The following is a 25,121-nucleotide window of genomic DNA, read 5'->3' as shown; positions in this document are numbered from 1 at the left end:
TTTTTCCTTATTGCAGGAAATGTTACGCAATTTCTACCTCATCAGACGGTCTAAAATGGAATTCTCCAGTCCCGGAAAGCACAGTGAAATATGATATTTTGAGAATAAGAAGATTGCAATTACTGCACATGCCACAAGGATAACCAAAACTGCAAGAAATGCATTAGATGGCTTTCTCAATTTAAAATCTACAATGAATAATGTGCCAACTACTGCCAAAACAAAGAGTAGTAACACACTGAATTCACGCTCCGCAATTACAAAGTTCAGCATAAATGCCAGTGGCAGTACGATTGCCATCGTTGTAATCGGCAGTCCGTGATAATATTTATTGGCACCCTCTTCTACTCTCTGGCGGTTGGTTTCCAACACATTGAAGAATCCAAGACGAATCACGGAGCAGACACAATAATATGCCAGAACAATGGTTCCAAGAATACCTCTTACACCAAGCACATAACAGATTACTGCCGGGAACGCACCAAAGCAGACTACATCGCAAAGGGAATCAATCTGAACGCCAAATAACTTTTCATCATCAGTACGGTTCTTTTTGGTTCTTGCAATCTTTCCATCAAACATATCAAATAATCCGGATAATGCCAGACAGATAATTGCTGTTCTATAATGTCCTCCAATTGCCTGAGTGATTCCAAAAACAGAACACATCAGACTAATATATGTAAGTACTACTGTATAATCATAAAAACCTATCATTTTTTCCTCTACCTTTCTTCCCTCTTCTGTTTATGCGGTCTTCCTATCGTAAAATGTGCTACGACTGTCATAACTGCGCTTAAAATTAATTCTGTGTAATAACTGAGTCCCCTGCTTACCACCATCGCCGGCAATGTCAGTGTGCCGCAGATTGGTGCAAAAATAGATAAAAACAGTGATTCACTGATTCCCATTCCTCCCGGTAACGGAAGCATATCCACCGCAACGGAAATCATTCCCTGTAATACAACAATGGTTACCATCCCTGTTCCATTGATTCCGAAGGAACGGCAGGTCAGATATGTTACAAAAAAGAGTAACAGTCTTTGTACTACGGTAATCAGAAATACATTGGTTACGACCAATTTATGGGTACGGAAATATCCTGCCACATCCTGATACTGCTTCATGGCATTTGCCATTTTTTCCCGGTAATATTCAGTACGCTTCATCAGATGAATTTTGCCAAGTCCTCTTATGATGGCATCCATCATATTAGCTGCCAGTGTCGGATGGAAAACCAGAAACATCATAAATGCCACACAAAAGACATTTAATAAAAGTCCCAGATAACACCATCCCAGCACAGGTTCAAGATAATGCATAATCTGTGCCGGACGAATGATTACAACCAATGTGCCGAGTACCACAAGTACCAGCTTATAGGTAATGGTTACAATCATTAAAACCAGTGTCGATACCGGTATGGACAGCTTATCCTTTTTCATATAATAAATCTGTGCCGGCTGTCCTCCGGTTGCCGATGGTGTAATACAGCTGAAAAAGAATCCAACAAAGGAATACAGGAAACAATGCATAAGTTTTATCTTCTGCCGGATGCTTCGCATCATATAAAATATAATAACAGATTCACTGCAGATAAAGAATACCACGCAGACCACCGCAACAAGCCAGTACCGGTAATCCGTATTCCGGATATAGCCGAACAATTCACCTAAATCCTGTCCATGAAAGATTGCATATATGGTAATTGCAAATACGGTAATAAGAAAAACTGCATTCAGTATTCCTTTTTTCTTACTCATCATAATGCTTCACCCCAAATATCTTTCTTCCGATTTTATCAAAAACTTTCATTACCGGACGGTACATTCCGGTATGCTTTGATACAAACCAGCAGAATTCTGCCAGAAAAATGCCTGCTACCAGGTCAATCATATAATGCTGTTTGGTAAACTGGGTGGATGCACAAATCAATGCTGCCATCACAAAAGAAAATCCTTTGTACCAGCCCGGCAGCTTACAGCTCTTTCTTACCCCGATGAAGCAGAACCAACTTACCAGACAATGGATGGATGGAAAGAGATTCGTCGGTGCATCCGATGCATAGATAAAACGCACCAGCCAGCTGCAGAAATCATGCCCTGTCACTTCCGGTCTAATATTCGTGGTTGGAAGCAATATAAATAAGATGCAGCAGATTACTCTTGACAACATATCCGCTGTTGCAAAACGGAAAAATGTTTCCTTATCTTCTCTCGATACCAGAATATAATTTATTAAACTGAACGCAAAAAATAAAACATACAGAATAATCCACTCTTTTACAAAAGGAATACTCCTGTCCAGATTGCTGGTCAGGTCATAATGCTTTGCATTTGCCATCAGCCTCTGGGTGCCCCAATAAATAATGGTATTAAAAATGGCACACCATGCCAATGGCAGTGGTCCATATGATGGTATCCATTTTGCTATGTATTTTTGATAAAATTTTCCCAACTTTGTCTCTTCACACATAATTTTCTAACTTTCTATTTTTTCCGACTTAATAATCATATTCGATTTTCTTTTAAATCACAAGCAGATATTCCCGGTGTTTATTAATATTTCCTTAATTTTGTTTTATTTTAAGCAGCTTTTTTCAGATTCTCTCTTTTTAGGTAATATCCACCATACGAAGCCCTTTCGGATAATGATTCTTCATAATTCCACCTGCCAGCTTGCCCCAGCCGATGCTGTAGCCATCTACGCAGATTAAATACCAGCCCTTTTCTCCTCCCCATGAAAAAGTCTGTCCCATCAGATACTGTCTGATTTCCTGGCTGCCAGAAGAAAGCATGGCAACATGAAATGCCTCTTGTGGCTGCATGGCAAGTGCCAGTGCATGGGATGGTTCAAAACGGTTCTTTTTTAAGGTGCCAAGATGCAGTCCCGGCCGTAATACCTTCAGCCCCTTTAAAGCAGGAAATCCTTCCGGCATCAGATAGAGCTGCTCTCCAAATTTAAGCAATGCTCCCTGAGGTTTTTCTTTTAAATTCTCTTTTACAAAAGAAAGATATTCCGGGCAGTCTTTTTCCTTTATGCCCTTTTCCGTCAGTCCAAAGCCGCCATAACCTTCGCCTGCTTTCGTTATCACTGCTGCAAAATGTCCTTCGCCTTCGATTTTATGCGGAAACAGTCGGATGCAGCCTTCTTTGTCATGAATGAAGCCTTCACTGTCAATTCCTTCTGCAATCTGGCAGTCCGGATGACGTTCTAAGAAACGGTGCACACTTCCTTCATCCTCTTCCGGTGCAAAGGTGCAGGTGGAATATACCATCCTGCCGCCGGGCCTTAACATCTCATACGCACAGTCTAAGATGCCGTCCTGCCGGTCGGCACATAATCTGACATTTTCTATACTCCACTCATTTCCGGCCTCTTCATTCTTCCGGAACATGCCTTCCCCGGAGCATGGTGCATCCACCATGATTTTATCAAAGCAGCCTGGAAAACGCTCTGCCAGATGCTCCGGTGTCTCATTTAATACCAGTGCATTTTTAATTCCCATCCGCTCAATATTTTCAGATAAAATCTTCGCTCTCGCCGGATGAATCTCATTACAGATTAAGATTCCTTCCCCTTTCATAGCTGCCGCAATCTGGGTGCTCTTTCCACCGGGAGCTGCACAGAGGTCTAAAATGATATCCCCCGGCTGTGCCTTAAGACATTCTGCCGGTACCATTGCCGACGGCTCCTGAATATAATACACACCAGCATTGTGATAAGGATGTTTTCCCGGACGAATCTCTTTTCCATAATAAAAACCGGTCTCACACCATGGAACCGGTTTTAGCTTCCAATCTGTCTGTTGTAAAAATCCTGATACTCTGGTTTTCCCTGTATTAATCCGGAACGACTGCTGCCGCTCCTGCCCTAAGCTTTCAAAAAATGCCGGGTACTCTTCCCCTAACATTTCTTTCATTCTCTCTAAAAACTCTACCGGGAAACTATTATTTTCCTGTTCTGAATGCATCCGTATTTCTCCCTTCATCCACTTGCAGTAATCCGTAGAGTAACGGTTTTAGCTGGAATTCTTCGCACATGGCATCCACTTCTTTTAAAAGCTTATGCTTATGCTCCTTTGAAATCTTTGCCTTTCTCGCCCGGATCAGAAGATTCTTTGGCGTATGGGACAAATCCACAAATTCTAAGACCTGGCTCTTGTATCCGCAGCACTCTAAGAGGTTGGCACGGATTGCATCCGTTGTCAGTGCTGCAAAACGCTCTTTGATAATGCCATAACGGGTCATCAGATGCAGCTTTTCGCTCTCCATCTGCTCATTTAATTCATGCTGGCAGCATGGCACGGAGAAAATCATTTCCGCATCCCAACTGATAGCATTGTATAAGGCAAAATCCGTTGCGGTATCGCAGGCATGCAAAGATACTACAATATCCACCGGAAACGGTGCTTTGTAGCCATTGATATCTCCCAGTTCAAAATGCAGGGTGTCATATCCGTATTTTTTTGCTGCCTGATTACATTTTTCTATGACATCTTTCTTTAAATCCAGTCCTACAATCTCTACTGGAATCTTGCGCACTTCCGTAAAGTAGTAGTACATAACAAAAGTAAGATAGGACTTGCCGCAGCCGAAATCAATGATATGAAGCTTCTCCTTTTTGCAGTCCTTCACATAATCATCAATGATTTCAACAAAACGATTAATCTGCTTAAACTTATCATACATGGTGCGGACGATTTTGCCCTCTGCAGTAAAAATTCCCATATCCACCAACGGCGGAATGACCTTACCTTCTTCTAAGAGATAATTTTTCTTCCGGTTATGGGTTGCAGTCTCATTTACTGCATTCTGCAGCTTTTTCTTTTTATAAGACGGCACTCCTTTTTTGGATACCAGAAGAATATGCTCTGCTTCTATATCAAATCCATTGAGCTGACGAAAATGATTCTGCATCAGTTCTTCCAATGCTGTCTCTAATTCTTCTACAGATAGATTCTCATGAAATACCTGCTTGTCCGTATATTTTTCCATCTGGAAAAAGGCTTCCTTTTTCTGTACGATAATTTTACGATACTCTTCCTGCTTTGTGGCAGGCTTACTGATAATCAGCTTCCTGCAGCTTTCTGCGATTGCTTCTATATACTCTCTCATTTCCATTATGCTTCTCTTAACTTTGCAATAATCTCATCTGCGATTGTCTCTGCACTCCTGCCGTCTGTTGCCACCGCAAGGTCTGCAACACTTTCATAACGGCTGCGACGTTTCTCCATCAGTTCACGGATGTACTCCACATTCATATGGCCATTTAAAATCGGGCGGTCCTTGCTGTAGCGGACTCTCTCATAAATGGTTTCCGGTGTAGCAGATAACAGAACGATTCTGCCATTTTCTTTCATAAAAGATACATTTTCTTCCCGCAGCACTGCACCGCCACCGCAGGATACGATGACACCGTCTTTTTCTGAAATATCTTTTACAAGCTGTGTCTCCAAATCTCTGAAATGTGTTTCACCATACTGTGCAAAAATGTCAGAGATAGCCATTTTCTGCTGCTCTGCAATCATTTCATCCATTTCGCAAAGAGGAACATTTAATTTCTCTTTTAATACTTTTGCTATGGTGCTCTTTCCGGCTCCCATAAATCCAATCAGAAAAATATTCTCTGCCATTTTCTAATTCCTTTCCATATGTATGATTCCAAATATCGATTGAAATTCTTCTCTATTATTTTTACTGTCTATTGCTATTCTGATGTATGATTTCCAATATCCGCCGCAGTTCTTCTGCATCTATCTGTCCCGGTGCGCTGCTCTTTCCGGCTGCGCCAAAGGTAACTGCCGAGCCAAAGATTTCTCCGCAAAGACGGCTGATTAAGCCCTCTCCTGCCATAGACATGGTAATAACAGGTGTCTTCCCTGTTTCCTTCCAGCTTTCCGTTACCGTAAGCAGTGTTAAAACATCCTTGCTGCTTTGTGGCATAACGGCAATCTTTGGAATATCTGCGCCAAGTGCTTCCATTTTCTGAAGTCTGGCAAGGAGTTCTTCTGCTGCCGGTGTTTTTTCAAAATCATGATTGGATGCAATGACTTTTACATTATTGCTATGTGCTGCCGCTACTACTGCCTTTACAACAGCATCCCCGGAAAATAATTCCACATCCACGCAGTCCACAAAGTCGGATGCAATTGCAGCTTCATTTAAGCTTTGATATGCTCCGTCGCTTAAGGCAGCTTCTCCGCCTTCCCTGCTGCTTCGGAAGGTAAATAAAACCGGCAGTTCTCCCAAACATTTACGAAGCTTTTCTAACAGTGCTACTACTTTTTTACTGTCTGCAGCTTCTTCATACCAGTCCACACGAAATTCCACCAGATCCGGTTTTGCATCCTTCGCCCGCTCTGCGCCCTCTAATATTTCTTTTTCCGTCTTTCCTACAACCGGAACACAAATCTTTGGCATTCCGCTTCCGATTTCCAATGTCCTGATTCTGACTACCGTCTGCTCCATTTCTTACTCCTTATCCTACTGGAAAAACTTCTCTTTTACTTCCCGTACTGGCATCTCTTCTCCGGTGTACAGGCGGAATGCAGCAACACCCTGCCACAGTAACATTCCTTTTCCATTGAGGCAGGTGCAGCCTGCTTCTTTTGCTTCCCGGAGTAATCTTGTCTCTTCCGGATTATAAACGGCATCTGCAACCACCAGTCCCGGACGGAATGCGGATGTATCTTTCACAACGCTTTCTTTTTCCATCGGTTTCATTCCAACGATGGTTGCATTGGCAAAAATGTCAGAGCTTTGAATCTCTTCTGTCATCTTTGCAGTATCTGCAATGTCATACACATTTACCACAATGCCCGGCACTTCTTTTCTAATCTTCTCTGCTGTTTCCAGTGTTCTTTCGAAGAAGTCATCTTTGATATTGAAAATGCTGATTTCTCTTGCCCCGTCCAGCGCACACTGTACCTGAATGGCAGTGGCTGCTCCGCCGCCTCCTGCTACTGTGATTTTCTTTCCTTTTATCTCAATTCCATGGTCTCTTAAATTGCCTACAAATCCTTCACCGTCTGTCATATGTCCGATTAATTTTCCATCTTCATTTACTATGGTATTGACTGCTCCGATAATCCGGGCTGCCGGTGAAAGCTCATCCATATATTTTGCAGCTTCTGTCTTACATGGCATCGTTACATTGCAGCCACGCATGTGGAAAAGGCGCATGGCATCCAAGGCTGCCTTTACTTCTTCTACTTTTATATCGAATGCTACGTATGCATAGTCTAATCCTAATTTTTCAAAGCTATAGTTATACATTGCCGGGGAGCCTGAGTGTCCTACCGGGGAACCGATCAATGCCAATAATCCTGTATGTCCTGTTATTCTTCCTTTTCCTTCCATGTCTTTTCTCCTTCTGCTAAAAATGATTCTGTTCAGGTGATTACGATAACGCAAAACAACGATCAAACGATTGTTGCTGCCATTTAACGATGTTTTCTTTTGATGAACAGGAAATGTCCTATCGTTCTTAGATACGCATTTTGCTTGTAGTAGACTGTCTTTCCACCTGCTTTGACGGGATATCTGCACTGTCCGCCGGAGGCGGATGCCACAGCAAACCTGCAAGGGGCACTAAGAATTTCGATAAAGTTACGAATTCGTCCGGCAACCGGCGCATATTCGCATCCATGCTTAAGATGCGCCTCACTGGCACATCCCTGTGCCAGTGCTGCCGGTTTGCCGCCGAAATTCCAAGTGCCCCTAACAGCCTGCTTCATGCATCCGCATTCCGGCGCACCGTACAGATATCTTGTCAAACATTGGAAAGACCGGCTAAATCACAAAAGCAAAATGCAGTGTCTTAGAACGATGACATTTCCTATTACAAAAGAAACATCTGTCAAATGGCAGATACAATGGTTGCATCCTGTTTTCCTCTATCGTAATCACCCGAGTGAAACTCTTTTTCTATCATAGCTTTTTTTCCATGCCATGGCAATATTTATCAGAAAATATTCTGTCCATTCCGGTAATTATCCCACATAGCGCTGTTCGCCCGTTTTACTTCCTGTTCAAACTCCCGGGCAGATATCAGCTTGCAGTCCTGGCCGCGGATAATCATCTGCTCTAAGCCATCGGAGGTTGCAACCGTTACATCATAATGATTGTGATGTTCGTGGGCAAAGCGTTCAATGTACTGGTCTGCCGTTTCTGCTTCCTTCGTAAAGACAATATGGATATTGTGATAGTCCAACTGTTCTGTCTTATGTCCGGTCAGGCGGTATGCATCAAACACCACAATGACTTCGCCACCAAAGATGCCCTGATAGTTGCAGAGAATGTCCTGCAATTTGCCTCTGGCTCCATCCAGATTCACTTCTGCCAGTTCATGTAAATCCTTCCAGGCATAAATTACATTGTAGCCATCCACCAGTAGATAGCGTTCCAGTTTTTCCGGCTTGTGGTAAGTACGGACGGTTGGTGCATTGTTTTCTGCTTTGCGTTTTCGCACAACACCGTTTTTGCGTTTTCCTTCCTGCCGGTTGGCATAGAAGGTCTTTTCTAAAATAGCATCGATTTCATCGGTATCTACCCAGTCCTCTACTACGCCGGGACGGTGGACTTTTATCCGTTCTTCTTTTGTGCCGCCATCTTCTTCTAAAACAGATGGCATATGCATGTACTCTTTTACTTCATACCACGGCACCAGATAGCCCGCTCCGTGGGCACAGAATACGGAATCTGATGTATTATATAAATCTGCCTCCGGCTGATAACCGATAGCTTCTACCACCTCATCCTGATTCTGGCACACCTCGTAGCCCTGCAATGTGCAGAAGAATTTGCCACGCCCTTTGGCATAGGTATTTAATTCCTTCTGATAATCCGAAAGCTTCGATACCGGGCCGCTTCCGGTGAGCAGTGCCATTCCATTTTCTATCTGCGGAGCGTCCATTCTGCTATTACGCTGCTCCATATCATGCATTGCACGACCCAGACATTCTTCCGGTATTTCCAGACGGAATGCATAATATGGCTCTAACAATACAGAATCTGCTTCCATCAGCCCCTGCCTTACCGCCCGGTAAGTAGCCTGTCTGAAATCACCGCCTTCCGTATGTTTCGGATGTGCCCGTCCGGACACTACGGTAATCTTCATATCTGTAATGGCAGAACCGGTTAATACGCCCTTATGTTCCCGCTCTGCAAGATGGGTCAGTATCAGCCGCTGCCAGTTCTTATCTAAAATATCTTCACTGCAGTCTGTCTGAAAACACAGTCCGCTTCCGCGCTCACCCGGCTCTAACAGAAGATGTACTTCCGCATAATGGCGCAGTGGTTCAAAATGTCCGACTCCTTCTACAGTATTGCGGATGGTTTCTTTATAAATAATCTTTTCTTCGCCAAAATCCACTACTACGCCGTAGCGTTCTTTTACCAGTTTCTGTAAGATTTCAAGCTGTACTTCGCCCATCAGCTTAATGAGAATCTCTCCGGTTTCTTCCCGGTATACAATATGCAATTCCGGATTTTCTTCCTCTAACTGCTTTAATTTTGGCAGCATAACCGCCACCGGAACTTCCTTCGGCAAAACCAGTTTTACACTGCGTACCGGCTCTAAGACCGGAAGTATGGACTCTTCTTCAATGCCAAGTCCTTCTCCCGGATACGTCTTTGTCAGTCCGGTAACAGCACAGACTGTACCTGCTGCCGCCTCGGATACTGCCTCATATTTTTCTCCGGAATAAATACGGATCTGATTGACCTTTTCCGCCCACTCTTCTTCTCCGGCTTTGCCATTAAGCATGTCCTTTACACGAAGAGTTCCTCCGGTCACTTTAAGATAAGTCAGCCGGTTTCCCTGTTCTTCTCTTGCAATCTTAAAGATTTTAGCACCAAATTTATCCGGATACTGCGGTGTCCTGCCATATTCGTAAAGTCCGTCTAACAGTTCTTCCACACCCTGCACCTTTAATGCAGAGCCAAAATAGCAGGGGAAAAGCTCCCGCTTTGCAATCATTTGTGCAAGGTCATTGGATGCAAGACTTCCTTCCGATAAGAATTTCTCCATGGCTGCTTCTTCGCACATAGCCGCCTCTTCATAGAAGCCTTCGTTCTGCTCCTGTGTAAAGTCAATGCAGTTGCTGTCCAAATGCTCCTTGATTTCCCATAAAAGAGCCTCTTTATCCGCTCCCGGCTGATCCATTTTATTGATAAATAAGAATACCGGAACCTGATAAAGTTTTAACAGACGCCACAGCGTTCTGGTATGTCCCTGCACACCATCGACTCCGCTGATGACCAGCACTGCATAATCAAGCACTTTAAGGGTCCGCTCCATCTCCGCAGAAAAGTCCACATGCCCCGGTGTATCCAACAAAGTGATTGCCATATCTTTCCAGGAAAATTCTGCCTGCTTTGAGAAAATCGTAATTCCACGCTCCCGCTCCATGGCATTATTGTCAAGATATGCATCCTTATTATCCACTCTTCCCAGATGGCGTATGCTTCCGCTTGTATACAACATACTTTCCGATAATGTTGTCTTTCCTGCATCTACATGTGCAAGAATTCCGATTACCAGCTTCTTCATGTTTAAAGGTATCCTTTCTGACATTTTTTTACGCTGTACAACTAGTCCCGGTTCAGCTCGGCTAAAAGCTCTGCCCGCTTGCTTCCAATCAGCAGCTCCTGATTATACTGTAAATAGCGGTCGCAGTTGTGCTCGGCTAAGAATCTTGCGGATTCTGCCACGGTAGCAAGATCTGTTACAAATACCACCATTTCCTGGCCGCCCTCAAATGCCTGCTCCATAAAATCAAACGCATGCTCTAAGGCTGCTGCGGTCTTTTCTTCGATTGTTTCTAATGTCTTTCTCTGGATATCAAAGGCTGCCTTTTTTTCCTCAAAAACTTCTTTCTTTGCCCCTTCGGAATTACGGTACTCTTTCAAGGCTGCAAAGTCGCGATCTGTCTTAGCCTTTTCTTTTCCATAGCTTCGGAACAGATTCTGTAATCCGTCCAACAAAAGATTGACCACGCTGAGTCTTTCATCAAAAGCTGCATCATAAATCCGGGCAAATACTTCCGGCCGAATCTTTCCTTCCAATATTAACGGAATTCCATAGTCATCCTTATACTTCTGGTATAAATCAAAATATGCTGCCGCATCCTCTGCCACATCCTTATGGTGTAAAAATTCTCCTACAACGGTCTCATCTACCGGAAGCCCCATTTCTTCATAGGTCTTCATCAGAATGCTTAAATCCTCCCAGCCTCTTGCTGTGACAAACTGCAAGCCGTCTACATCTGCTTCCACCCGGTAGAAATTCTTTGGACGAAGCTCAAGATAGCTTAAAATTGCACCATGGATATGTCTTGTTCTGGCATAAGCTTTCCAAACACCAAGGTCTGCCTCTACCTGCATACAGCGGACACGGTCCAAGGTTACCATATCAAATTCCCGCACCGATTTATTGTATTCCGGCGGATTGCCTGCTGCAACAATAATCCAGCCCTCCGGCACTGCCTGATTACCAAAGGTCTTGCACTGCAAAAACTGCAGCATGGTCGGTGCCAGTGTCTCAGACACACAGTTAATCTCATCAATGAAAAGGATTCCTTCCGGACAGCCTTCCTCGATTTTCCGGTATACGCTGGCAATAATCTCACTCATGGTATATTCCGTTATGGAATACTCTTTGCCTGCAAATTCCATTTCTTTGATAAAAGGAAGTCCCACTGCACTCTGTCTGGTATGATGGGTAATCGTATATGCTACCAGTCCGATTTTGCACTCCTCTGCAATCTGCTCCATAATCTGGGTCTTGCCGATTCCCGGCGGTCCCATTAATAAGACCGGTCTCTGACGAATCAGAGGAATCTTATATCTGCCCTCATCATCCTTTTTCAAATATGCTGTTACGGTATGTTTGATTTCTTCCTTTGCCTGTTTGATATTCATCTGTTTTCTTCCAATCTATATTATTTCTCTCATGCATTCTGTTCCAGCTCTTCCGGCTCCAGCTGCAGCCGCATTGCCCATGGCGGTACTGCCGTCTCATCATAGGCTCCCAAGAATAAAAATGCGGTCTTATATTCCGGCTTCTTTACCGGATAAATGCCCTTGCCATCGGTAAAGTACAAGAGTCCATCCAGATGCCGGATGTTTCCTTCTTTGATTAGTTGGTTTACATAAGTAAACGCCGGTCGAAAATCTGTATTTCCGCCGCCCACTACCTGAAAGCTTTTTAGCAGCCGCTCCATTTCTTCCTGACTGCTGATTACCTCATCCATTTCCACTTTATCATCGCACTGGATAATCCGGATTCTGCATCTTCGAAAGAAGCTGTTCTGCTGGGATAAAATGCCAAATGTCTCATTTAAAAAGCCTTTGATTAAACTGCCGCTGGTAGAATAACTGGTGTCTACCACCACTACAAATTCCCGGATTTTCTTTACTTCCCGGCTCTCCACCGGTTCTATCAGGGCATATTCTTATAAAGCCGCAGCCCATAGGTATAATAATTCAAATCATACTCATCGGGATTGCATTTTAATTCTTCCTGTAGTATGGAAAATTTCTGTAAAAATTCCTTATAACTCCGGCGGCTTTTCGCAGCACTGATCTGTGTCATCAGAAGTTCTTCTCCCTTTTCCGGCTCATCTCCATGCCGCTTCTTCGCCATACTGGTCTGCCTTGCTATCTTATTCCATTTATTTCTGGCCGCAGATGCCGCGCCATTGCCGGTTTCCTCTTTCCAGAAACGGTGGTCATCCGTATAAAATTCATGATTTAAGGTAAGAAGCTCTTCCATGGATTTTCCCCGCAGCCAGCGGTATACCACTGCTGCTGAAATCCGCCCCTCACCCTTCAACGCTTCATAGGTCTGCTGCCGCAGAAAGCTTAATGCGCGCCTGGTACAGGCTTGTCCATGCCGTCAATGGTCTGCTCCACTACAATATCGCAGGCAAGATTCCAAAGCTTCGTATCTCTGTTTCCTTTTAAAAATAAGTGTGAAAAAATACAGTGCAATATCGTGTGCAGGTACGCCCGGTTCATAAATGCCGGATTATTCCGGAATACACGTATTACCTGTCCTGCTGAGAAAAAGAGACTCTCTCCGTCCGTAGCCATTGTCTCTAAGCCTTCCATTGCCTGAGGCTTCAATGCAGAAAGTGCCACATCAAGATATCGCAAATCCAGATAGATTTCACTTCTTGCATGCTGCAAGATTTTTACAGACATATCATTTTCCCATTCGGTCTGGGTCTTAATATGCGCCATCTTCTACTCCTTTCTGCCACTGCATATTTTCTTAATTTTCTGCTGTTTTTACCACTCAATATCATAACAGGAAGAAGCTGCTTCTTCCTTATAATATTTCTGCTGCCAGCTGCTTAAGCTGACACTGCCTTCTGCCCAGCCGGCTTCTGCCGCCTGCTCGATTAATGCAGTGATTCCACTCCGCTCCACCACCTGAAGCCGGCATATCAGCTCTAATAATGCTAAATCTTTTTTCTGAATCAAAACATCGCATACCTCACTGGCATGTTCTTTTAAATAAGAAAGATAACGTTCACGGGCTTCTTCCTTTAATTCCACCGGATATGCCAGTCTGCAAAGTGCCATTCTGGCTGCAGTCCACATCTTCTCCTCAATGCAGATCCGCTCAAATATCATATCGTATGCGGCGGCATCTACCATCCGCTCATGAAAACACTGTCTTGCCCGGAAACCTTCCCCCGCAATATTCAGTGCAAATATATGTGCCGGTCCGATTTCTTCATAGGAATCGTAATATTCCGGATAGAAAAATAAGGCTTCCTTAAATTCCACTTCCAAATCAGCCCGAACCTGATTTAAGATAAGCTGTGCGCCACTGGCTTCTTCCATGGAAGAACGAAGCACCAGCCGCTTTAAGCTCCGGCAGTTCATAAAGGCATCGCTTCCTAATTCTTTTAAGAAACGCCCCAAGGTAAGTGTTCGTAATTTGCGGCAATTATAAAATGCCAGATTCCCGATTTGTTCCACGGAATCCGGCAAAGAAATTTCTTCGATATCATTTCCACATAATGCCTTCATAAAACTGTCCACTTCGCCGATGGTAACGGCATCTGCCGGAACATGTTTGCTTTCCGAAAAACAATATGCGCCTATTCTCTTTACTGTGAATCCATCTATCTGTTCTGGAATTACAACAACCGGTGTCGTCCCATATACACGCTCTATGCTTATGGAATGTTCATCCAGCGGCTGTATCTCATAGCTGTATGCTGTGTTCATCTTACGCTCCAGTTTCCTCAACTTTTCTCTGCTACAATATAACACATCCCCGGTTATCGCACAAGTTCCGTCATTCCGCCTTCTAAAATCAGACGGTTATCTTCATAGATTCCGGCAAACTGGCTCATTGGAAGCGGGCTTACACCCATTCCCACCTCAATGGTATAGCCGGGACGATTGTATTCCTGAATAAACCAGTCTTTGAAACCAGCATAACCCGACGCAGATGGTGTCTCTTCCACCCGGTATCCGCTGACCTCGCCAAAGTATTCTGCAATTCTTCTGGAATCTGCCGGTTCATAGTCAAGATACCGCCAGTAAATCACTTCTCCCTGTGCATGATATGCCAGAATTAACGAAAAATTATGGGCTCTTGTAAATTCATAGACACTGCGGCTTTCCGGTGCCACAAGGGGAGCCTCTCCCACATAATCTCTTGGTGCCGGTGTTGTAAATCCCATGGCAAATTTAATGTTTCTGGCATTTTCCCAGCCCGCCGGAAATTGCAGATTCAAATCAATTCCTTCTATATTGGCTTTCCATCCATTCGGAAATGGAATCTTCGGATAATCAGCTGCAATGCGCTCTGCCTCTTCTAAGGATGCACCCTCTTCTAATACTCCATTCACTAAATCCACGCCATCCGGGTTTACCAGGGGAACAAGATACAGGGAAAATCCATAAAAAAGCCATGCCGCCTGCACAGTATAAAGCATGCGTCCCGCTGCAAATGCATGGGCATATTCTTCCGCAAATTTAAGCAGGACCGGTGTGGTAATCCATTCGTTGGCATGATATGCTCCACTGTAAAAGACTTCCCGCTCTCCTGTTCCAATCCGAAGATAGGGAATTTCCTTTCCCATCGCACTTTTTCCAATATTTCCCTGAACCAAGAAAGGATAGCGTACCGTAAGCCCTTCCAATATCCAGTCATTGAGATAAGAAGTGTAAGCCACATCTTCTGCTACAAGCGAAAAAGAGAATGGAATTGCAAGAATACTTCCGGTCCGCAGTGCCAGCGGATTTACTGTTGGATTGGCTGTCATAATCGCTGATACACTGGTGTCATAATTTGCCGCAATACCCCATAATGTATCACCGGATTTTATTTCATGCATCGTATATCCTTTTAAATAAGGGAAAAGCTTTCCCCACACTACATCATCTATTTTACAGTTAAATTCTTCCCCGCTCTTTTTCCTTAAAAACTGCCGCAATGCCCTGCAGGTATTCTCTCCCAAAATTCCATCTTTCCTTATATCATATCCCGCACGGTTTAATGCCAGCTGCACATACTGTACCAGCACGGAGCGTTCTCCCAGATTCAATACTTTCATTCTTTCACCTGTTTCCAGTCCTTCTTATCAGTATATGCAGCTGTTTTCAAAACGTAACAAAGAATGTGCCCTGCCACATTCTCGCGCCTGCGGCGGTCGCTTGCGACATCTACCTTATACGCCGCAGTGCGCATCCTCGCGGAGCGTTTTTCACTTTACAGGAAAGCAATTTCCTGTAAAGTGAAAAAGCCTTGCAGTTTTCTGCAAGACTTCTTCTGGTTATGATATATAATACAATTTGTTTGTACCCTACGGAAATGTTTTTGTTTTTGGAATTTACATTCCTGCTAACTGTTTGCCTAAACTTTCGCATGTAGCGACTGCATCGTCATCCGGTGCTTCCTGACAAATCACACCTTCGCCATTTACAACGGTTGCTCCTGCACTTGTCATACGGTCTACCCAGTCACGCATCCACTGTCCATCGCCCCATCCGTAAGAACCGAATAATGCGATTTTCTTTCCTGCTGCAAAGCCTTCTACTTCTTCAACGAATGGCTCCATCTCGCCTTCTTCTAAGACTTCTGCACCCATTGCAGGACATCCCATTGCAAATACGGAAGAAGCTTTTAATGCATCCATATCAGCTGTACTTACATCAACAACCTCTGCTTCTTTGCCAGCTGCTTCAATTCCTCTTCCAACAGCCTCAGCCATTGCCTGTGTGTTTCCTGACTGTGTCCAATAAACTACCTGAATCTTACTCATTTTTTCTACCTCCTAAACAGCCGCTTTCTGCGGCATGCTGTCATTATAAATACCAATGATGTCCCGCATTCCCACTCCATTGGAGAGAAGCTGGATGATGGTCTCTTTTTCCATATCATAGCGTGCGAAAAGACGTTTCTTTTCCGGAACATGCGCATACACTTTCCAGTAACCCTGATAGAGTGCATTCTGTCCATTCTGTTCCATAAACCCTCTTACATCTTCTACCGGATAGCCAAGCAGCAATCCCATTTCATGAGGAAAGCCAGGTTCTCCGCACATATAACCCTGGTAACGTTTCTGAAACGTACTGAGAATATTTCCGAGCGTAAAGTCCTGATAACCGGACTCCTGCAGCAGCTCCCATATCTCTTTACGCATCAGATACGCCTCCAACGGTTTCTTCCGAAAAAGAAGGTAACGAGCTTTTTCCCTGGTCCTGAGCAGTAGCAGGAATGAAATTCCGGATTTTCTCAGGCACTGTTTTACCGCATCCTCCATGCCTGTTGAAACGACTAAGAGATTGGATATCTTTACTCCTGCGATCAATGGGGCACATTGTAACGCTAACTGCGTCTCTGCATTGTGTAAATCCATCTGTTGTACAATTTCCAGAATCTCTGTACTCATAGTTTCTTTTCCTTTCGTTCTAGTTAGCTGTTCCTAACTTGTGTTTATCATAACTAATTACATTTCTGTTGTCAACATAAAATGTGCGTGGTGAGAATTCTTTATCATATTAAGAATTTCAGTTAGTTTGATATGGTTTTAGTTTGGCTGGGTGGGATGAAAATATACTTGTATAAAAATACCAGCAGTTTCGCTGCAATATTACATTTTCAAGTTCTACTCTACATTCTTCAAAGCTTCGTCCATTGGTATCTTCCGAATCTTACCCAGGCAGAAGAATGCAACTACGAAGTATGCCGCCAGTACCATCAGAAGTATCTTCCAGTAGATGTTCGGGTCATAGTAGATGCTCAGCCAGCCGGAGTAATCACTCATCATTGCCCGGTAGATGACATTAATGGTCTCGGTAGCAATTGCTTCACCCAGGATAACGGATATCACCACAATCCAGGTGGTGGCTGTCAGATACAGTTTCCCAATTTCTCGGGTGTTGTAACCCAATATCTTAACCATGGATATGGATGAAGCATTCCGCTCGATAATCAGCTTTGTCATCAGGTAAATAAGGATTGCTGCCAGTGCAACAGAAAATACATTCATCAGATAGAACATGCCGCCCATAGATACATCAAGCTGTCTTGATACCTTGGTGAGGTCATCTTCTGTAATGGTCGTCATGATATAGGCATCCTCAATATCGGTAATCTTCTTATCGGAGAAATATCCATTGAAATAATCCTCCTCTTTGTCAAATACATCCCGATATTCCTCTTCCGGCATAAAAATTGCCACCGCTGCCGGATACTCATAGATTCCAGCCACCTTAAACTTGTATTTCTTATCTCCATAAGTTTCCTTTAACTCAATGGTATCGCCTTCTGCAAGCCGGTATTTTTCTGCATAACTATCCGAAATATAAACACCTTCTTTTGGGAAATCAATATCAACATAAGCACTGTCTTTTTCAATTCCATAGACGCTGACCTCTTCGCTGCTGAATTCTGTCGGCATTGTCTTTAAACTACCGGCAAGATAAGTCTCTGCGCCATCTGTTTCCGTTGGAACCGGTGCTTTTAATACATACTGATAATCTGCAAGCATGTGGGACAGCACTTCATCCTGATAATGCTCTAAAAGTGGTGACATCATCATGCCGAAAACCAGCAGAATTTCTGCAAAAGCAATACCGATAAATAAAGTCAGGTAGCCCGCACGGTTCTGTAAAATAATACGGATACGGAACCGGTTAAAGAATTTGAAATGCGGCAGTTTTACTGCTTTTTTCCGCTTTCTTCTGCCCAAATCCCTGCGCAGGAAATTCAGTGGTGAAATACGCAGTTTGGAAGAAATCAAAAGCAGATTTATAACAATCATTATGATTGCCGGAATCACCGTTGTCAGGATAAACGCATCCCCATTCCAGATGGTATGGTAGGTCGGCAGACTATAGCTTCCATAGTACAAATCTGCTACCATATTTTTAAATACGGTATAGCCAAGTATATTTCCAATAATTGCTGCTACGATTGTCACCAGTACCGGAAGATGCAGATAATGCCGCAGCAGTTCTCCTCTGGTATAGCCGGATGCACGCAGCGTTCCGATGACTGCCGCTTCTTTTGTAATCGTATTATTGGTGGTAACTGCAAAGACAAATGCCATAATCGCTATCAGGATATATAACAACGTCATTACCATTGTTTTGTCTCCACCCATATCATCTCCCGTAAAATGAATTGCCTGATTGGAAAATGCCGGTATGTATGCTGCTATTGCTGCCTTACTGCCCAGCACTTTCATAAAATCTTCTGCTTTCTCTTTTGCTTCCGTATCATCAGCCGGAGTTTTTTCATATTTCCAGGAATAGCTGTAATGGAGATTTCCGGTACCATAAGCATCAAAGGCACCCTCTGTGGCAATGGCAACGCCAAATTTTATGGCATCAAACATCAGATCCTTGCTATCGGAAAACAGAGCACTGTAATCTGATAATGCCACAAGACCACTGATGGTCTTTTTCTCACCGCCTACTTTAATGGTATCTCCTACTTTTAAGGAATTATTGTCCGCATACATCCGGTCAATTGCAATTTCATCTTCCTGCTGCGGCATTTCTCCATCCATCAGACATACTTTATCCACTTCGTTTCTCGGTTTAAAAATACGGAGGGTACTGTCTGACTTGCCATTTACCACCTCTTCTTCCAGATAGTAATTCTCATAAATTGTTACGCCTTCTTTTTCCAGTTCTGTAAGCAGGGTATCGTCAGCTTCTTCCATCAGCTCGAAATTACCGTCTTCAATATTGTACTTTTCAAAACTCTCATTATAGGCAGTTATCATACTGCTTCCTGCCACCAGAAATCCCGATACAAATCCGATAGTAGCTATCAGGAACAGGAAAATCACAAGATATTTTCCAAAATCTGTTTTCAATTCCCTTGGAATTCGTTTTCTTAATGGACTCTTCACTTTCATCACCGCCTTTACCAGTCAAGTTCCTGTGCAGGAATCTTCACTTCATTGGTGTAATCCTTTCGAATCTGTCCATCACGCAGCTTAATGACACGGTCTGCCATGTTTTTGATGGCATCATTATGGGTAACCATAATAACGGTATTTCCATATTTCTGATTTACATCCTCAATCAGCTTCAAAATCTCTTTGGATGTATTGTAATCCAGTGCTCCGGTCGGCTCATCACAGAGCAGAATATCCGGGTTCTTTACAATGGCACGGCCAATGGCTGTACGCTGCTGCTGTCCACCGGATAACTGGTTTGGCAGCTTATGACGATGCTCATAAAGTCCCAGTGTCTTAAGCAATTCGTCAATGTCTAATGATTTATCACTCAGATATGCTCCTACCTCGATATTTTCCTTCACATTGAGGTTTGGGATCAGATTATACATCTGAAATACATATCCTAAATGGCGGCGGCGGTAATTCGTCAGTGCCTTTTCGTTCATATCTGCTGTTTTCTCTCCATTGATGGAAATATAGCCGCTGTCTGCACTATCAATTCCTCCAATAATATTCAAAAGTGTTGATTTACCGGAACCAGACGGTCCTAACAATACGCAAATCTCACCTTTTTCAACAGAGAAATTAATTCCCTTCAAAACTTCTGTTTTTGCCTCTCCCTGTCCAAAACTTTTTTTCAAATCCTGAATCTCCAGAAACATATTCATCCTCCTTTTTCTTTTCTGACTCTTTTTTCAGTTCTTTTATTTTGTTACTCCTGCTTCCCTCTTTCCCAATGCTGTACTATTTCCGACTTCCTGTTAGATTTTTGTAACTTTTGTTAGTATAGACTATCTGTTTGGTAAAAGAAAGGCGTTTACTGATTCTTTTTCTCAATAAACGCCTTTATACTATTTCTTTGCAATGCGCAGTGTCCGCATGGAATTCAAAATTGCAATGACAGATACACCTACATCTGCAAATACTGCTTCCCACATATTGGCAATACCAAATGCACCGAGTATCAGCACAATTGCTTTTACGCCAAGTGCAAATACGATATTCTGGTGCACGATGGAAAGTGTCTTTCTTGCAATCTTCACAAGAGATGCAATCTTTCGTACATCATCATCCATAAGAACTACATCTGCAGCTTCGATTGCCGCATCAGACCCCATACTTCCCATTGCAATTCCAATGTCTGCTCTGGTCAGTACTGGTGCATCGTTGATGCCATCACCCACAAATGCAAGTTTTTCTTTCTCATGCTGTTCTTTCAGAAGTGCCTCAACCTGACTTACCTTGTCACCCGGCAGTAATTCTGCATGCACTTCATCCAGTCCCAGTTCATCTGCTACTGCCTGTGCTGCTGCCTTACGGTCTCCGGTCAGCATAACGCATTTCTTCACGCCTACCTTCTTCATGCTATGGATAGCTTCTTTTACGCCCTCCTTAATGGAATCGGAAATTACAATGGTTCCGGCAAATGCTCCATCTACCGCAACATAAATCACGGTTCCAGCACTACTGTTTTCGGTATAGGAAATATTCCGGGCTGCCATCATTTTGGCATTTCCAAGCCATACTTCTTTTCCATCTACAAATGTATGAATTCCATGTCCGGCAATTTCTTCTGTTCCATTTACCCGGTTCATATCCAGTTCTTTGCCATAGGCTTCACGCACGGAATTAGCAATTGGATGATTGGAATATCCTTCTACATGGGCTGAAAGCTCTAAGAGTTCCTCTTTGCTTCCATTTACCGGAAGTACCTCAGATACCTTGAACTCGCCTTTGGTCAGTGTACCGGTTTTGTCAAATACGATAGTGGTCATCTCAGCCACTGCCTCTAAATAGTTACTTCCTTTTACAAGAACACCTAAGTTAGAAGATGCTCCGATACCGCCGAAGAATCCCAATGGGACGGAGATTACAAGGGCACACGGGCAGGAAATAACAAGGAAAATACAGGCTCTCTGAATCCACTCAGCCCAGCCGCCGCCCAAAATAATCGGTGGCAGGATTGCAAGAATTACTGCTCCAATGGTAACAACCGGAGTGTAATATTTTGCAAATCTGGTGATAAAGTTCTCCACTCTTGCTTTCTTGCTGCTTGCATTCTCCACCAGTTCCAGAATCTTGGATACTGTGGAATCTTCGAATGCTTTTGTTACTTTTACCTTTAAAGTACCGCTTCCATTGACACAGCCGCTGATGATTTCATCACCTTCTGCTGCTCTTCTTGGAACAGATTCTCCGGTCAGTGCCGCGGTATCGACCATGGACTCACCTTCTACTACAATTCCATCCAGCGGAATACGCTCGCCCGGTTTTACCACAATGACAGTGCCGATTTCCACATCATCCGGATCTGCCTGGACTAATTTGCCATCCTCTTCCACATTGGCATATTCCGGACAAATGTCCATCATATCTGCAATGGACTGTCTGGATTTTCCAACGGCATAGCCTGGAAAAGTTCTCCAATCTGATAGAACAGCATAACTGCAACACCCTCGGAATACTCCCGTACTCCAAATGCTCCAAACGTTGCAATCATCATCAGAAAGTTCTCATCAAATACCTGTCCATGACTGATATTCCGGAATGCTTTAAATATAATATCATAGCCAATCAAAAGGTATGGTACTAGATAAATAATAAAAATCAGGACTGGCTGTGTAATCTGTTCTAAGACACCAACGTGTTCCAATACCAGAAGTGCTACAAACAGCACTGCAGTAACCAGAATACGTTCCAGCATTTTTTTCTGATTCTTTGTCATAAGCTATCTCCTATCGCAGAATCCGGCAGTCCGGTTCTACCTTTGCACATACTTTGGCTACTTCATCCATAATTTCTTCAAAACGCTCATCTTCTGCATCGATGGTCATCTTCTGTGTCATGAAGCTTACTACAGCATCATTGACTCCTGGGATTTTCTTGATTGCATCTTCCATTTTTGCTGCACAGTTTGCACAGTCTAAGTCTTCCAATTTAAATTTTTTCTTCATTATAATATCCTCCTCATTCTTCAATATGTTCTCTGCCCTGGTCGATAATGGTTCTTACATGTTCATCTGCCAGTGAATAAAATACGGATTTTCCTTCCCGCCTGCTGCTTACCAGCTTCGCCTGTTTTAAAATCTTAAGCTGATGGGATACTGCTGACTGCGTCATGTTCAACGTCTCTGCCAGATCACACACACATACTTCCGAGCCAAATAATACAAACAGGATCCGGATTCTGGTAGAATCACCAAATACTTTAAAAAGCTCTGCCAGATCATATAATTCATCTTCATCCGGCATCTTCTCCCGTGCCTTCTTAAGAAGCTCTGCATGAATGCAGTTTTCTTCGCAGCATTCTACATCGTTCATTGCCATCTTCTCACCTCCAGGTCGTTTTAACATATGAGCATTTGTTCATATGTTCATAATACGCTTGGGATTTCAAATTGTCAATATGAAGTTGGAAATTTTTATAAAAAATTTTTCTATGATATACTCTTATATCTATATTCAGGCAGGACAGCCTCCTGCCACATACAAAGGAGTATTTATTATGCATGATTTTAACTTTGAAATGAACCAGTATTTAACCTACTGCCGCACCCAGAAACGCCTTGATGGCAAAACCTTAAAAGCATACCGCATCGACCTTACACAGTTTGGTACCAGCCTTGCGGCTGCTTTTCCTTCTGCTTACAGTATATCTGACATCTCTCCTGCCATATTAGAGTCCTATGTTGCCTCCCTTCATGAACAATTCAAGCCCAAAACCGTAAAGCGAAAGCTTGCCTCCCTCAAAGCCTTTTTCCACTACCTCGACTACCGCGACCGCATTGTCTCCAACCCTTTTAACAAATTGCATATCAAATTCCGGGAACCGGTGATTCTTCCTAAAACCATTCCGCTTCCTACGATTGAACTGCTTTTATCTTCTATCTATCACCAATACTCCTACGCCGCTACCGATTTCCAGCGTAAAAATGCGCTCCGGGATGCTGCTGTTATCGAACTGCTCTTCGCCACCGGCATCCGAATCTCTGAGCTGTGTTCCATCACACCGGATGACATCAACCTTTCCAACCGGACTCTGCTTATCTTCGGCAAAGGTTCCAAAGAGCGGCTCCTCCAGATTGGCAATGACGATGTTGTCCACACCCTGCTGGAATACCGGAAATATTACCTTCCTGATATTAAGCGTACCAACCGCTTCTTCGTCAACCAGGCAGGACGTCCTCTCTCCGACCAGTACGTCCGCCGAACCATCCGGAAATACTGCAGCCTTGCTTCCATTGATATGCACATCACTCCGCACATGTTCCGCCACACCTTCGCCACCAGCCTCTTAGAAGCCGATGTGGATATCCGCTACATCCAGGAAATGCTTGGTCACAGTTCCATCCACATCACGGAAATCTACACCCATGTTTCCACAGCAAAGCAGCGGGACATTCTGATGAACAAACATCCAAGGAAGGATTTCAGGGTGGGGTAAAAGATAAAAAGGACTGTTAGAATTGGCAGTATTGCTTTTCTGGCAGTTCTTTTTATTCATATACTTATTCATTCTTTTGTTTTCTTTGTTTCATTCTTGGAAGGAATGTTGTCATTGTTTGTATAACAGGATTTAAATGAACTATAACTGATGGATAATCATGTATTATCTTTCAAAAATAGACAGGACAATCAGACACTGCCTGTCAGATTAAATAATATTCTGATGTATATGCGGAGAAATGACAAATGCAAAAAATAAAAATAATATGTGATTTTCGAGAAGACTTTGAAAATTTAAGTACTGGGAACACGATATTTAATGATCATCCAACTCGAAATAGCATTGAAGAAATTTGTAAGATTTTAAATACTGGTGGATATACTTGTGAGATTTTTGGTGGAGTAAACCAACTAATTGATGCATATATTCAAAAAAAATCCTTTACTGATTGCATATTTATAAATATGTCTGACGGACTAACACAGCCATATAGTAGGATACAAGTACCTATGTTATGTGAAATGTTAAATGTTCATTATTCAGGTTCTCCAACATTTACAGTTGCATTGATGAATAATAAACATTATTCTAAATTATCTGTCAAAGAAATAAATATAAATATTCCAGAGGGTATTTTGATTAATCGCCTTACCAATAAAAATATTTCTTTACATGACATAGAATTACCGAATTATCCTCTTATTGTAAAACCTAATACCGAAGGGTCTTCACTTGGCATTTCAGATACTAGCGTATGCCACAATATTCAACAATTAGAAACTGCTTTAAAAAAAATTGAATAACTTTACCGAAATTGTTATAGAAGAATATATTCCTGGCTATGAATAACTTTACCGAAATTGTTATAGAAGAATATATTCCTGGCTATGAAATAACGAATCTAATCATAGGAAATCCTAATGACTATCGCTTTAACGAAGTGATACTTACAAGTATTAATGACAAGATTTATTTTTCGCAAGAGGTTTTGGGACTTAAAGAAAAGTCCCAAAAATTAAGGAAACAATATACTGCCTCTGATTTTATCGCTGCAAGTATGTGCCAGAAAATACAGCAAACATCACAACAAATTTTTGAACATATGGGAGCTAGAGATATTGCGCGCATTGATTACCGTGTTACTGAAAAAGGGGAACTATATTTTCTTGAAATAAAATTCAGTCCCTCGTGTCAGTAGTACTTCCGAATGCGCTATTATTTGTAAAAAAT

25 protein-coding genes and 1 pseudogene are annotated in these 25,121 nt (G+C 42.9%); 3 read left to right on the top strand and 23 right to left on the bottom strand.

What is annotated here, in order from left to right:
• Window positions 1-33: 33 nt before the first annotated feature.
• The 23 genes and pseudogenes from DW059_RS05120 to DW059_RS05020 all read right to left on the bottom strand — a co-directional run bounded on the left by DW059_RS05120 (window position 34) and on the right by DW059_RS05020 (window position 22,771).
• Entirely contained in the window at window positions 34-717 is a 684-nt protein-coding gene (locus DW059_RS05120; RefSeq protein ID WP_022243998.1) for a CDP-alcohol phosphatidyltransferase family protein, read from the bottom strand.
• 8 nt (window positions 718-725) lie between these two features.
• Window positions 726-1,766, bottom strand: coding sequence for a lysylphosphatidylglycerol synthase transmembrane domain-containing protein (locus DW059_RS05115; RefSeq protein WP_117698044.1), 1,041 nt, complete (start codon window positions 1,764-1,766; stop codon window positions 726-728).
• A complete protein-coding gene (locus DW059_RS05110; protein WP_158552031.1) occupies window positions 1,756-2,457 on the bottom strand; it encodes a phosphatase PAP2 family protein in 702 nt (233 codons plus the stop codon). Before DW059_RS05110 ends, DW059_RS05115 begins: the two co-directional genes overlap by 11 nt.
• Window positions 2,458-2,614: 157 nt before the next feature.
• Window positions 2,615-3,973 carry an RsmF rRNA methyltransferase first C-terminal domain-containing protein gene (locus DW059_RS05105; RefSeq protein ID WP_117698042.1) on the bottom strand — a complete coding sequence of 453 codons (1,359 nt, stop codon included), beginning with the start codon at window positions 3,971-3,973 and terminating at the stop codon, window positions 2,615-2,617.
• Entirely contained in the window at window positions 3,951-5,123 is a 1,173-nt protein-coding gene (locus tag DW059_RS05100; protein WP_330408290.1) for a class I SAM-dependent methyltransferase, read from the bottom strand. The genes DW059_RS05105 and DW059_RS05100 overlap by 23 nt, the downstream gene beginning before the upstream one ends.
• Window positions 5,123-5,635 carry a shikimate kinase gene (locus DW059_RS05095; RefSeq protein WP_022243993.1) on the bottom strand — a complete coding sequence of 171 codons (513 nt, stop codon included), beginning with the start codon at window positions 5,633-5,635 and terminating at the stop codon, window positions 5,123-5,125. Before DW059_RS05095 ends, DW059_RS05100 begins: the two co-directional genes overlap by 1 nt.
• A gap of 61 nt (window positions 5,636-5,696) precedes the next feature.
• Window positions 5,697-6,470 carry a type I 3-dehydroquinate dehydratase gene (gene aroD, locus DW059_RS05090; RefSeq protein ID WP_117698041.1) on the bottom strand — a complete coding sequence of 258 codons (774 nt, stop codon included), beginning with the start codon at window positions 6,468-6,470 and terminating at the stop codon, window positions 5,697-5,699.
• Window positions 6,471-6,485: 15 nt separating this feature from the next.
• Window positions 6,486-7,361, bottom strand: a complete 876-nt coding sequence (gene aroE / locus DW059_RS05085) for a shikimate dehydrogenase (RefSeq protein WP_022243991.1) — start codon at window positions 7,359-7,361, stop codon at window positions 6,486-6,488.
• A gap of 83 nt (window positions 7,362-7,444) precedes the next feature.
• A complete protein-coding gene (locus tag DW059_RS05080) occupies window positions 7,445-7,738 on the bottom strand; it encodes a hypothetical protein (RefSeq protein WP_117698040.1) in 294 nt (97 codons plus the stop codon).
• Between the two features lie 227 nt (window positions 7,739-7,965).
• Window positions 7,966-10,554: a translation factor GTPase family protein gene (locus DW059_RS05075; protein WP_117698039.1), complete on the bottom strand. Its 2,589-nt coding sequence runs from the start codon at window positions 10,552-10,554 to the stop codon at window positions 7,966-7,968.
• A 41-nt stretch (window positions 10,555-10,595) separates the two neighbouring features.
• Window positions 10,596-11,924 carry an AAA family ATPase gene (locus tag DW059_RS05070; RefSeq protein ID WP_117698038.1) on the bottom strand — a complete coding sequence of 443 codons (1,329 nt, stop codon included), beginning with the start codon at window positions 11,922-11,924 and terminating at the stop codon, window positions 10,596-10,598.
• 29 nt (window positions 11,925-11,953) lie between these two features.
• Entirely contained in the window at window positions 11,954-12,436 is a 483-nt protein-coding gene (locus DW059_RS17060; RefSeq protein ID WP_330408289.1) for a VWA-like domain-containing protein, read from the bottom strand.
• A gap of 8 nt (window positions 12,437-12,444) precedes the next feature.
• Window positions 12,445-12,837, bottom strand: a complete 393-nt coding sequence (locus tag DW059_RS17055; protein ID WP_330408288.1) for a hypothetical protein — start codon at window positions 12,835-12,837, stop codon at window positions 12,445-12,447.
• Window positions 12,838-12,866: 29 nt separating this feature from the next.
• Window positions 12,867-13,247, bottom strand: a complete 381-nt coding sequence (locus DW059_RS17050) for a DUF2201 family putative metallopeptidase (RefSeq protein WP_330408287.1) — start codon at window positions 13,245-13,247, stop codon at window positions 12,867-12,869.
• A gap of 48 nt (window positions 13,248-13,295) precedes the next feature.
• On the bottom strand, window positions 13,296-14,246 hold the full coding sequence (locus DW059_RS05060) for a leucine-rich repeat domain-containing protein (protein WP_117698037.1): 951 nt from the start codon (window positions 14,244-14,246) through the stop codon (window positions 13,296-13,298).
• A 53-nt stretch (window positions 14,247-14,299) separates the two neighbouring features.
• On the bottom strand, window positions 14,300-15,583 hold the full coding sequence (locus DW059_RS05055; RefSeq protein ID WP_117698036.1) for a M14 family metallopeptidase: 1,284 nt from the start codon (window positions 15,581-15,583) through the stop codon (window positions 14,300-14,302).
• Between the two features lie 276 nt (window positions 15,584-15,859).
• Window positions 15,860-16,291, bottom strand: a complete 432-nt coding sequence (locus tag DW059_RS05050) for a flavodoxin (RefSeq protein ID WP_117698035.1) — start codon at window positions 16,289-16,291, stop codon at window positions 15,860-15,862.
• A gap of 12 nt (window positions 16,292-16,303) precedes the next feature.
• On the bottom strand, window positions 16,304-16,921 hold the full coding sequence (locus tag DW059_RS05045) for a DUF3793 family protein (RefSeq protein ID WP_117698034.1): 618 nt from the start codon (window positions 16,919-16,921) through the stop codon (window positions 16,304-16,306).
• 216 nt (window positions 16,922-17,137) lie between these two features.
• On the bottom strand, window positions 17,138-19,399 hold the full coding sequence (locus DW059_RS05040; RefSeq protein WP_334294163.1) for an ABC transporter permease: 2,262 nt from the start codon (window positions 19,397-19,399) through the stop codon (window positions 17,138-17,140).
• 8 nt (window positions 19,400-19,407) lie between these two features.
• The gene (locus tag DW059_RS05035) at window positions 19,408-20,106 is read right to left on the bottom strand and encodes an ABC transporter ATP-binding protein (protein WP_117698032.1); all 699 of its coding nucleotides are present in this window, start codon (window positions 20,104-20,106) and stop codon (window positions 19,408-19,410) included.
• Window positions 20,107-20,295: 189 nt separating this feature from the next.
• Window positions 20,296-22,169 (bottom strand): annotated as a pseudogene (locus tag DW059_RS05030) (heavy metal translocating P-type ATPase).
• 10 nt (window positions 22,170-22,179) lie between these two features.
• Window positions 22,180-22,398, bottom strand: a complete 219-nt coding sequence (locus DW059_RS05025) for a cation transporter (protein ID WP_117698031.1) — start codon at window positions 22,396-22,398, stop codon at window positions 22,180-22,182.
• 13 nt (window positions 22,399-22,411) lie between these two features.
• Window positions 22,412-22,771, bottom strand: a complete 360-nt coding sequence (locus DW059_RS05020) for an ArsR/SmtB family transcription factor (protein WP_117698030.1) — start codon at window positions 22,769-22,771, stop codon at window positions 22,412-22,414.
• A 178-nt stretch (window positions 22,772-22,949) separates the two neighbouring features.
• On the opposite strand from DW059_RS05020, the gene DW059_RS05015 reads away from it, so the two are divergent.
• The 3 genes from DW059_RS05015 (at window position 22,950) to DW059_RS16705 (ending at window position 25,089) form a co-directional block, all read left to right on the top strand.
• Window positions 22,950-23,888, top strand: a complete 939-nt coding sequence (locus DW059_RS05015) for a tyrosine-type recombinase/integrase (protein WP_117698029.1) — start codon at window positions 22,950-22,952, stop codon at window positions 23,886-23,888.
• A 248-nt stretch (window positions 23,889-24,136) separates the two neighbouring features.
• Window positions 24,137-24,694, top strand: a complete 558-nt coding sequence (locus DW059_RS16710) for a hypothetical protein (RefSeq protein WP_117698028.1) — start codon at window positions 24,137-24,139, stop codon at window positions 24,692-24,694.
• Window positions 24,695-24,732: 38 nt separating this feature from the next.
• Window positions 24,733-25,089, top strand: a complete 357-nt coding sequence (locus DW059_RS16705) for a hypothetical protein (protein WP_117698027.1) — start codon at window positions 24,733-24,735, stop codon at window positions 25,087-25,089.
• Window positions 25,090-25,121 lie beyond the last annotated feature (32 nt).

Origin of the sequence: Roseburia sp. AF42-8 (assembly GCF_003435965.1) — a bacterium.
Lineage (GTDB): Bacteria > Bacillota > Clostridia > Lachnospirales > Lachnospiraceae > Roseburia_C > Roseburia_C amylophila.
Note: the sequence above shows the minus strand (reverse complement) of the source record. Positions and strands in the feature narration are given on the sequence as shown.

What these genes read in the sequence shown, in the direction of transcription:
- DW059_RS05120 (WP_022243998.1), bottom strand. Translation starts at nt 717, where the DNA reads ATGATAGGTTTTTATGATTATACAGTAGTACTTACATATATTAGTCTG.
- DW059_RS05115 (WP_117698044.1), bottom strand. Translation starts at nt 1,766, where the DNA reads ATGATGAGTAAGAAAAAAGGAATACTGAATGCAGTTTTTCTTATTACC.
- DW059_RS05105 (WP_117698042.1), bottom strand. Translation starts at nt 3,973, where the DNA reads ATGCATTCAGAACAGGAAAATAATAGTTTCCCGGTAGAGTTTTTAGAG.
- DW059_RS05100 (WP_330408290.1), bottom strand. Translation starts at nt 5,123, where the DNA reads ATGGAAATGAGAGAGTATATAGAAGCAATCGCAGAAAGCTGCAGGAAG.
- DW059_RS05095 (WP_022243993.1), bottom strand. Translation starts at nt 5,635, where the DNA reads ATGGCAGAGAATATTTTTCTGATTGGATTTATGGGAGCCGGAAAGAGC.
- aroD (WP_117698041.1), bottom strand. Translation starts at nt 6,470, where the DNA reads ATGGAGCAGACGGTAGTCAGAATCAGGACATTGGAAATCGGAAGCGGA.
- aroE (WP_022243991.1), bottom strand. Translation starts at nt 7,361, where the DNA reads ATGGAAGGAAAAGGAAGAATAACAGGACATACAGGATTATTGGCATTG.
- DW059_RS05080 (WP_117698040.1), bottom strand. Translation starts at nt 7,738, where the DNA reads ATGAAGCAGGCTGTTAGGGGCACTTGGAATTTCGGCGGCAAACCGGCA.
- DW059_RS05075 (WP_117698039.1), bottom strand. Translation starts at nt 10,554, where the DNA reads ATGAAGAAGCTGGTAATCGGAATTCTTGCACATGTAGATGCAGGAAAG.
- DW059_RS05070 (WP_117698038.1), bottom strand. Translation starts at nt 11,924, where the DNA reads ATGAATATCAAACAGGCAAAGGAAGAAATCAAACATACCGTAACAGCA.
- DW059_RS17050 (WP_330408287.1), bottom strand. Translation starts at nt 13,247, where the DNA reads ATGGCGCATATTAAGACCCAGACCGAATGGGAAAATGATATGTCTGTA.
- DW059_RS05060 (WP_117698037.1), bottom strand. Translation starts at nt 14,246, where the DNA reads ATGAACACAGCATACAGCTATGAGATACAGCCGCTGGATGAACATTCC.
- DW059_RS05055 (WP_117698036.1), bottom strand. Translation starts at nt 15,583, where the DNA reads ATGAAAGTATTGAATCTGGGAGAACGCTCCGTGCTGGTACAGTATGTG.
- DW059_RS05050 (WP_117698035.1), bottom strand. Translation starts at nt 16,291, where the DNA reads ATGAGTAAGATTCAGGTAGTTTATTGGACACAGTCAGGAAACACACAG.
- DW059_RS05045 (WP_117698034.1), bottom strand. Translation starts at nt 16,921, where the DNA reads ATGAGTACAGAGATTCTGGAAATTGTACAACAGATGGATTTACACAAT.
- DW059_RS05040 (WP_334294163.1), bottom strand. Translation starts at nt 19,399, where the DNA reads ATGAAAGTGAAGAGTCCATTAAGAAAACGAATTCCAAGGGAATTGAAA.
- DW059_RS05035 (WP_117698032.1), bottom strand. Translation starts at nt 20,106, where the DNA reads ATGTTTCTGGAGATTCAGGATTTGAAAAAAAGTTTTGGACAGGGAGAG.
- DW059_RS05025 (WP_117698031.1), bottom strand. Translation starts at nt 22,398, where the DNA reads ATGAAGAAAAAATTTAAATTGGAAGACTTAGACTGTGCAAACTGTGCA.
- DW059_RS05020 (WP_117698030.1), bottom strand. Translation starts at nt 22,771, where the DNA reads ATGGCAATGAACGATGTAGAATGCTGCGAAGAAAACTGCATTCATGCA.
- DW059_RS05015 (WP_117698029.1), top strand. Translation starts at nt 22,950, where the DNA reads ATGCATGATTTTAACTTTGAAATGAACCAGTATTTAACCTACTGCCGC.
- DW059_RS16710 (WP_117698028.1), top strand. Translation starts at nt 24,137, where the DNA reads ATGCAAAAAATAAAAATAATATGTGATTTTCGAGAAGACTTTGAAAAT.
- DW059_RS16705 (WP_117698027.1), top strand. Translation starts at nt 24,733, where the DNA reads ATGAATAACTTTACCGAAATTGTTATAGAAGAATATATTCCTGGCTAT.